Genomic DNA, 8651 nt, shown 5'->3' on the forward strand with positions numbered 1-8651 from the left:
GCGTTCACTCGAAACCCTCGTTTGCGTGCGTGGATTGAAGTCTTAGTAACCTGCAATACACGCGTAAAACGCCGAGGGTTTTCGAGTTTTCTAAATAAATCGCAAATCAAGCTTCGCTTGATTGAGGACTAGAAAGGGAGAATGAGATACGTCAACTTGGAGTTTGTGTCGAGTTTCGACACATAAGTTGAGTTTACGCCATCTTCCCTTCGATTTGAGGTATCGACTCATGTTTAGTTTACATTCTCGCAAGCGTGGCTTCACGCTAGTGGAACTTTTAGTGGTGATCGCCATCATCGGCGTTCTCGTCGGGCTCTTGCTTCCTGCGGTCCAGGCCGCCCGTGAAGCAGCTCGCCGAATGAGCTGCAGCAACAATTTCAAACAGATTGGCCTTGCCATTCATAACTACCATTCGGCCTACAATCAACTTCCCATGCAAGGCGGGGGAACGATCGATAATACCACGGCAGATTATTGGCGGCCGTCAGAGATCTCCAACATGAACAAGCTAAGCTTTCTTGTCGGGCTGACACCGTTCATCGAGCAACAGGCCATTTGGGAACAAATCTCGAACCCGATGAATGTGGATTCTCTTGGAAATTCGCCACCTGCCGCAAACCCGAGCGGTTCGGTTCAAGCACGTCGCAGCGGCGGTCCATTCCCGGCAATGGGGCCAACTCCGGAGGACATTGCTTACATTCCATGGGCAACTCAGTTGTCTACTCTTCGTTGCCCCAGCGATCCCGGCACAGGGCTGCCCTCACTCGGACGAACGAATTACGCTGCCTGCCTTGGCGATTCCCCTGATCGCGCCCAAGGCGATTGGCAAAGGAATGCTGGAGTTTGGCGGCACAATCCGGGATTGGCGGAAGAAGTCCGCGCTTCGATGCGCGGTGTTTTTAGGTCCGGATACACAACTAAATTCCGTGACATACTAGATGGGCTGGCAAATACGATTGCGGCCGGAGAAATCGCCACCGACCTGGGGGATAGCGATACACGCACACGTCCAATTGCTCATGGCGCCTGGAATTTCATTCGCCAGACACCACCGGTCGAGAACCGTTGTAAACCATCTATCGATCCTCAACGTCCGCAATTTTGGGTCGGTGGGACGAATCTTGTTGGGGCAACCGATGGACGCGGATATCGCTGGGCCGATTACAATCTGATCTACTCGACTTTCTTAACGGCAAACCCTCCAAACAAGGCCGTGTGTACCGAGCAAAATGCAGGCGGCAGCGGATGGTGGTCTGCTAGCAGTCGGCATCAAGGCGGGGTTCATGTCTTGATGGCCGACGGTGCAGTTAAGTTCATCACGGACTCCATCGAAAGTGGTGCCGGAGTCAATGGTACCGTCCCTGGGCAGTTCATCCACAACAGATGGAACGGCAATGGAGAAGGAAGCAAGTTCGGATTGTGGGGAGCCTTAGGCACGCGAGCAGCCAAGGAAGTTATCGACGAAGAGATTTGAGATCGCATTGAATAGTGCTGGGTTGACCGAAGCGCCAACCCAGCACTTACGATTCCTAACTACTAGCCTAACGAGTGATAATTTTTTATGAATAAACTAGTCTTACTAATTGGTATTGCGTTTTTTGCAGGTTGCGGCAGTGATTCGTCAACGACCAATGTTGCTGATGGAGCCACCGCTTCAGAGGTTGAACAGTATCGAGCGATGGTGGAAGAGTCAGAGAAAGCGGCTGCTGAAGCGGCGGCAGCACAGGCTGATTACAAAGCCGGACCTGAAGGTTAGTGGAGGAGCTCTGGCCAACTGAACGTGGCATTGAAGAACCAGAGTGCGCCTTGAAGAATTTCTTCAAAGAGTGGCACTCTGGCCGGTCAAAGGTCGTCTTGCCGCGATTTTAGATTGGGCGAGTTGCCAGTCATTTCCGCCAGCGCAGCAGACGGCTAATCTAATGGCCGTTTTGGGGTTATCGACATATTGATTTAACCGTTACCCGACGCGTCAGGTTACGATCAAATCAACGTGCCGGTCAGCGAGGGATTCTAAGACATCAGTCTCCGCAGCTGCGTGAGTTCGGATCGAGCGAAGCAAGATCCGCACCCGGAAGTCTCAAGTCAGAATATCTTCAATGACTTCGCCGTGGACGTCTGTCAGGCGGAACCTGCGGCCTTGGTACTTGTAGGTGAGCCGTTCATGGTCAATGCCCATCTGGTGAAGAATCGTGGCATTCAAGTCATGGACATGGACTCCGTTCTCGACCACGTTGTAGCCAAAATCGTCGGTCGTGCCGTGAGAGATGCCGGGCTTGATGCCGCCACCGGCCATCCAAGTCGTAAAGCATCGCGGGTGGTGATCGCGGCCATAATTGTCGTGGGTCAAAACACCTTGCGTGTAAGAAGTACGACCGAACTCGCCGCCCCAAATCACTAAAGTGTCATCCAGAAGCCCTCGTTGCTTCAAGTCTTTCACCAGCGCCGCAGACGCCTGATCGGTCTCTTTGGCTTGACCTCTGATTTGTTTGGGAAGATTCGAATGTTGATCCCACCCCTGATGATAAAGTTGAATGAATCTTACGTCGCGCTCGGCCAGTCGCCGTGCCAACAGGCAATTCGCGGCGAACGTTCCGGGCTTGCGAGCATCCTCGCCATACAACTTGAAGGTTGACTCCGGCTCGTCAGCAAAGTTGGTTGCGTCAGGAACGCTCGTTTGCATGCGATACGCCATCTCATACTGCGCGATCCGCGATTGGATTTCAGGATCAAGCTCTTTCTGGAACTGACGCTGATTCAGACGCCCGATGGCATCCAATTGAGCCCGTCGACGCGTGGCCGAAACACCGGCGGGGTTGGACAGATAGAGCACCGGATCGTCGCCACTTCGGAACTGAACACCTTGGTACTTGGAATCCAAGAATCCGTTGCCCCACAGTCGCGAGTACAACGGTTGGTCCCCCTGTCCTGCGGTAACCAAGACGATAAATCCCGGCAGTTCTACATTCTCACTGCCAAGGCCATATGTCAACCAAGCACCCAATGAAGGCCGACCCGCGATTTGGGAACCGGTTTGAAACATGGTAATTGCCGGGTCGTGATTAATCGCTTCGGTATGCATTGTCTTGATGAAGCAGACATTGTCCACGATATCGCGATGATACGGCAGCAACTCGCTCAGCCATGCACCCGACTGGCCGTATTGTGCGAACTTAAAATGCGAACCTGCCAATGGCAGTGAAGATTGGTTGACCGACATGCCCGTTAAACGCTGCTCGCCGCGCACCGCCGAGGGCAGTTCCTGGCCATTCATCTCGTTGAGTAGTGGCTTGTAGTCGAAGAGATCCTGCTGAGCGGGACCACCCGATTGGAACAGATAGATAATGCGTTTTGCTTTGGGAGCAAAATGCGTTGATGGCAGCGCACCACGACTGTCTCCGCTGGGGTTGCCGTTTGCGCTGTCAGCTCCCAGCAGATTTGCTAGTGCCGCTAAGCCCACACTAGCACTGGCTCCCTTGAAGAAGACGCGGCGATTCACCGCCAGTGGGTTTACTTTGTGAATTGGGATCATAACTCATCGTTTCCAAATCGTCGCATCGAGATTTAAGATGGCCTGGCAAACCGTGGTCAACGCTGCCAATGAGGCGAGCCGTTCATCACCGGTAACTTTTGCATCACCAATGGCAATGAACTGCGTGGCATCCGCTGGGTGAGCGGCAAAGAACTCGCGTTCGTCATGCAGTAATTGTTTCAAGATTTGCAATTCCTCCGCGTCGGGACGTTGGCCGGTCAGCCGCAAGAAAGCTTCCTGGATGGACTCGCCGTCGTCTTTGATTTCGATCAACGTCTGAGCCATTACCCGAGCTGCTTCGACAAACTGTATATCGTTGAGTAGCACAAGGGCTTGCAGAGGAGTATTCGTACGCGACCGCTTGACTGTGCAAACCTCACGCGAGGTAGAATCAAAAGCTAGCATGTTCGGCAGCGGCGCGGTGCGTTTCCAAACCGAATACAACGATCGCCGATAAAGCGATTGACCGACCGATTGCTGATAAGGCGGCGACATACCGTTGGATTCCTTCCACAAATCTTCACCCGGCTGATAGGGCGAAACCGGTGGACCGCCGACTTCAGGATTGAGCAAACCGGAAGCGGCTAAGGCAAGGTCGCGAATTTGTTCAGCGCCCAAACGATGGGCTGGCCCACGCGCAAGCAACCGATTGGTAGGATCGCGTTGCAGTTGTTCCTTGTTTGCCAGCGAGTCTTGTCGGTACGTAGCAGACAACACAATGTTCTTGCAAAAACGTTTCACATTCCAACCGCTCTCGACAAAATCGCGAGCCAGCCAGTCCAGCAATTCGGGATGCGTCGGCAGCTCGCCTTGTAATCCGAAATTCTCTGGCGTGCGCACGAGCGGTTCGGTGAAGAAGTTTCCCCAAAAACGGTTGACTGCAACGCGTGCCGTCAGTGGGTGTCGCGGGTCGGTAAGCCATTGCGCTAAACCCTTGCGATCCAGGGATGCATCTTGTGGAAACGGAAATCCTATGCCGCTGGGTGTTCCGCGATCGACCCGGGTCTCGGCGGTCTTCGGGGCGTCATACTCGCCTCGTGCCAACACGTGAGCCGGGCGTGGCTGCTGAGTCTCTTGCATGATCGGTATTTCGTGCATCGTTTCTTCGGCCATGGCGACCTCTTTTCGAGCGGCAGTCAGCGCATCTAGCGATCGCCTAGCTGCTTCGTCCATCGCCGACACATAGTACGCCAGCGTTGGATGCAGGTCGTCTCCTGAAGCAAGCGATTTCAATTCCGTCACGGTCAATGCACGCGTGTATAAACGCACGTCATCAATCAACCCGTCGGTGAAACCGCGAGCACGAAACCGCTGGCCGAGCACAAACTCACCGCCATGATCCACCTTGACGTTACAACTTTTCTTTAGGTTATCTCTCAGAATCGTCGTTTTCAGTTCGCTCCCATTAAAAAACAGCTTCAAACCGCTTGCTTGAGATGATCCATCGTAAGTCGCTGCGACTTGGCACCATGCGTCCGGGGGAATGGTTTCGAGTGAGCGAACTCCGATCGCGTTGCCCGGCCAATCGCGATACATTCGCGATTCAAGATGACCGTCTTCAATGGTCAGGTCCCAGCCGTTGTAACCGCAGTCAGTGCCACGGGTGTGATGGGCGATCAATCCACGTAACGCCGAGCGTTTGGTTTCTCGCAAAGTGATGACCACGCTGAACGGGATCCAGCGATCCAAGGGCTCGATACCCTTGGTGGTGATTCCACGTTCACCATCGAGCTTCATCGCTTTGCGAGAATGTTCGCCATCCCGGTTATCCGCAGCAAGTGTTGGAGCTAGCTGAGCGATCGGTGACTCTGTTACCTCCACAAGCTCTGGCATCTGCGTCCAAGCGCGATCCGATTCCGACGGATGGTAAATTGCCTTGAGCGAATCACTAAAGCCGCTATCAAATCCAAGTGCAAGACGCAAATCCGGAATGACCTTATGGCTGGTTGTATTGCTCTTCCAGTCGCTGAATCGTTGCTGGGCTTCGTCGATCGATCGCTGGTAGTCTGCTTCTGCTACGGCGAGCATTCTTCTGGCGGACTCGAGCTGGTCGGATTGCTCTTCGGTGGGCAATAGGATCGAAGGAGACGGAACCTTTTCTGTTCGATCATAAACTCCACTCTCGTCGATGGAGTTGAAGAAAGCAGACAACGCGTAGTAATCGCGTTGTGAGATTGGATCGTACTTATGGTCATGACAGCGACAGCATTCCATCGTCAAGCCCAGCATCGCGGTTCCAAACGTATGAACACGATCAGCCACGTTCTCGAGCCTCCATTCTTCGAAAACGGCACCGCCTTCGTTGTTCAGCCGGTGAATGCGGTTGAAGGCGGTCGCTAAGACCTGTTCTCGCGACGGTTCGTTCAATAAATCTCCCGCCATCTGCCATGTCAAGAATTGATCGTAAGGCAGGTTATCGTTGAATGCATTAACAACCCAGTCCCGAAAAGGCCACTGAGTATTGAGCTTATCGGACTGGTAGCCGTAGGAATCGGCGTAGCGTGCTGAGTCGAGCCATGCTACCGCCATGTGCTCGCCAAACGCTTCCGCCGAAAGCATTTCGTCGACAGCCGATTCGTAGACTCGCTGCACTGAACGATTCTCGACTCGGGCTTTTTCAACCTCCTTTGAGAAGCTGTCAATTTGTTGTGACGTCGGGGGAAGACCGGTCAGGTCGAGTGAAGCTCTTCGCAACCAACGCAGCGAATCGGCTTCACGACTCGGCGTCATGCCAGACGCTTCAATCTTGGCGAGCACGAATTGATCCAGCGTGCTACGGCACCACTGGGAGTTCTCGACATTGGGGACCGCGACAGTATCTGGAATCGGCGTGAACGACCAATGGCCTTGATACTCAGCCCCTTCGTCAAGCCACCGTTGAAGCAAACCCTTCTCGTCTTCTGAAAGCGATAGTTTTGAATCTGGCGGTGGCATCTGCAGATCAGGATCGGCGCTCATGATCCGCTTCACCAAATCCCCCGAATCAATCACCTCCTGAGCCTCTTCGCGAGAGTCGAGACGAAGGCCAGCTTCTTGGGTATTGGTATCAGGCCCGTGACAGAAATAGCAACGATCCGAAAGAATCGATCTGATATCGCGGTTGAAGTCGATTTCGCCCGCGGCCGTTGATCGGCCCAAAGCTACAACGGTCGTTACCGCAAGAAATGCCGAAATTAGTTTCATGATTACGTTGTGCCAAGCGGGACGCTGATGCTTATTCGAAAAAATTCGTTTAACGGCAAGCCGAAGGCGACGGTGTCATATGGGCTCGCAGACGCCTAAGACGTGCCGTTAAACGAGAAAAACTTAATTCAAACTTACTGCCCGATCCAGGTCCGTACCCCTTTCTTACCAGCTTTCAACTCCGCTTGTCGTCGCTTGAGATACTCATGCGACAGCTCGATGGCCTTGGCTTGATCTTGTACGTCGTAATCCCAAAACTCTTGCACAACCGCTTCGCACCTAGGGAAATGGGAGCCATCGTCACCCACGCGAGTTCGCAGCGCAGCCAACCTTCCCTTAAGTTCATCTACCAGTTGTCGGTTCTCGGACTCGTCAATGACATTGCGAGTCTCCATCGGGTCTTCTACCAGATCGTAAAGCTCCCATCCGGGCGGAGTTTGATAGCCGCCGTCGTAGTTACAGCCGTAGTAGTAAATCAGCTTATGGGTCTTTGTGCGGATACCCATATGTGCCGGATTGTCGTGATGCGCCATATGCATCCAATATCGATAATAAGCTTCCTGCTTCCAGCCTTCGGGTTCAGTCCCTGATTCCAAAAGGGATTTGAACGAGGCCCCTTGCACGTTTGATGGGACGTCCGCGTCGGCGAAGTCGAGCATCGTTGGGCCGAAGTCAACGTTCTCAATAATCGTGTCGAATCGCTGTCCAGCCTCCACCTTCTGCGGATAGCGAACCAGCAGCGGCATCCGTTGCGACTGGTCGTACATCCAACGCTTGTCCTGATAGTCGTGCTCACCAAGCATAAATCCTTGGTCGGCGGTATAGATGATCAGCGTGTTCTCGAGTTGACCGCTTTCCTCCAAGTAAGCAAACAATCTTCCCAGGTTGTCATCGATTCCCTTCACGCAACGCAGGAACTTCTTCAGATAAGCGTTGTATGCCAATCGAGTGTTCTCTTCGTCGCTAAAGTTGGCGGGATCAAAGTTCTCTGGAAACTCAGCCGGATAAAGTTTCGGCAGGTCACCAAGGTAGGAACGACGTGGGTTGCGTCCACCGATCGAAGTTCCAATGTGCGGAATCAATTCATCGTTGGCACCCCGCGTGGCAATTGATCCGAACAATGGATCTCGTTTCCACAACGTTTCGGGTTCGGGGATGGCAACTTCTCGCAAATACGTTTCGTATCTCGCTGCGTTGTCAAAGTAATCATGCGGCGCTTTGAAATGATGCATCAAGAAAAACGGTTTGCTCTGGTCGCGTTGTTTCTTAAGCCACTCCAGTGAGATATCCGTGATCGCATCGGTAACGTGCTTTCCGTCTGCTTTGATCAGATTCTTGCCGAATGGCTTCTCGCCACGGATGCAAAACTCAGGATTGTGGTACTCGCCCTGGCCGGGAAGAACACAGTAGTAATCGAAATCTGCCGGTTCTTCTTTGAGGTGCCATTTGCCGATCATGGCTGTCTGATATCCAGCCTTCTTCATCTGAATCGCCAACATCTGCTTACCCGGCGCCACACTGCCGGAAAGATCGAATGCACCATTCACGTGGTCATACTGGCCCGTTAATACGCACGCACGAGAGGGCGAACAGATTGAATTGGTGCAGAATGCGTTAGTAAATAAGGCACCTTCTTTGGCTAGGCGATCAATGTTTGGCGTCGGAGCGACCTCAGCCAACCGGCCACCATAGGCCGAGATCGCATGCGCCGCATGATCGTCCGACATGATATAGAGAATGTTCGGCCGGTCAGCGGCCACCGCGACCGAACTCACGAGCAGACAAATGGAAGGGACGAAAAGCCACGCTAGTCCTCAATCAAGCGAAGCTTGATTTGCGATTTATTTAGAAAACTCGAAAACCCTCGGCGTTTTACGCGTGTATTGCAGGTTACTAAGACTTCAATCCACGCACGCAAACGAGGGTTTCGAGTGAACGC

The 8651-nt window shown here is 53.1% G+C and carries 5 protein-coding genes; 2 read left to right on the top strand and 3 right to left on the bottom strand.

From position 1 onward, the window contains the following. Positions 1–229 precede the first annotated feature (229 nt). Together Pla100_RS29985 and Pla100_RS29990 are read left to right on the top strand one after the other, a co-directional pair. On the top strand, positions 230–1474 hold the full coding sequence (locus tag Pla100_RS29985; protein ID WP_146583040.1) for a DUF1559 domain-containing protein: 1245 nt from the start codon (positions 230–232) through the stop codon (positions 1472–1474). 87 nt (positions 1475–1561) lie between these two features. Then, on the top strand, positions 1562–1756 hold the full coding sequence (locus tag Pla100_RS29990; protein WP_146583042.1) for a hypothetical protein: 195 nt from the start codon (positions 1562–1564) through the stop codon (positions 1754–1756). Positions 1757–2077: 321 nt separating this feature from the next. Here the strand turns inward: Pla100_RS29990 and Pla100_RS29995 are convergent, their stop codons facing one another. From Pla100_RS29995 to Pla100_RS30005, 3 genes are all read right to left on the bottom strand, one after another. Next, positions 2078–3529, bottom strand: a complete 1452-nt coding sequence (locus Pla100_RS29995) for a DUF1501 domain-containing protein (RefSeq protein WP_146583044.1) — start codon at positions 3527–3529, stop codon at positions 2078–2080. A gap of 3 nt (positions 3530–3532) precedes the next feature. Further along, a complete protein-coding gene (locus Pla100_RS30000) occupies positions 3533–6712 on the bottom strand; it encodes a DUF1553 domain-containing protein (RefSeq protein WP_146583046.1) in 3180 nt (1059 codons plus the stop codon). 134 nt (positions 6713–6846) lie between these two features. Next, on the bottom strand, positions 6847–8487 hold the full coding sequence (locus Pla100_RS30005) for a sulfatase family protein (RefSeq protein ID WP_261344839.1): 1641 nt from the start codon (positions 8485–8487) through the stop codon (positions 6847–6849). Positions 8488–8651: the final 164 nt, after the last annotated feature.

It is taken from the genome of Neorhodopirellula pilleata, assembly GCF_007859915.1.
Lineage (GTDB): Bacteria > Planctomycetota > Planctomycetia > Pirellulales > Pirellulaceae > Rhodopirellula > Rhodopirellula pilleata.

Coding starts and splice junctions, on each gene's coding strand:
- Pla100_RS29985 (WP_146583040.1), top strand. CDS start 230: ATGTTTAGTTTACATTCTCGCAAGCGTGGCTTCACGCTAGTGGAACTT.
- Pla100_RS29990 (WP_146583042.1), top strand. CDS start 1,562: ATGAATAAACTAGTCTTACTAATTGGTATTGCGTTTTTTGCAGGTTGC.
- Pla100_RS29995 (WP_146583044.1), bottom strand. CDS start 3,529: ATGATCCCAATTCACAAAGTAAACCCACTGGCGGTGAATCGCCGCGTC.
- Pla100_RS30000 (WP_146583046.1), bottom strand. CDS start 6,712: ATGAAACTAATTTCGGCATTTCTTGCGGTAACGACCGTTGTAGCTTTG.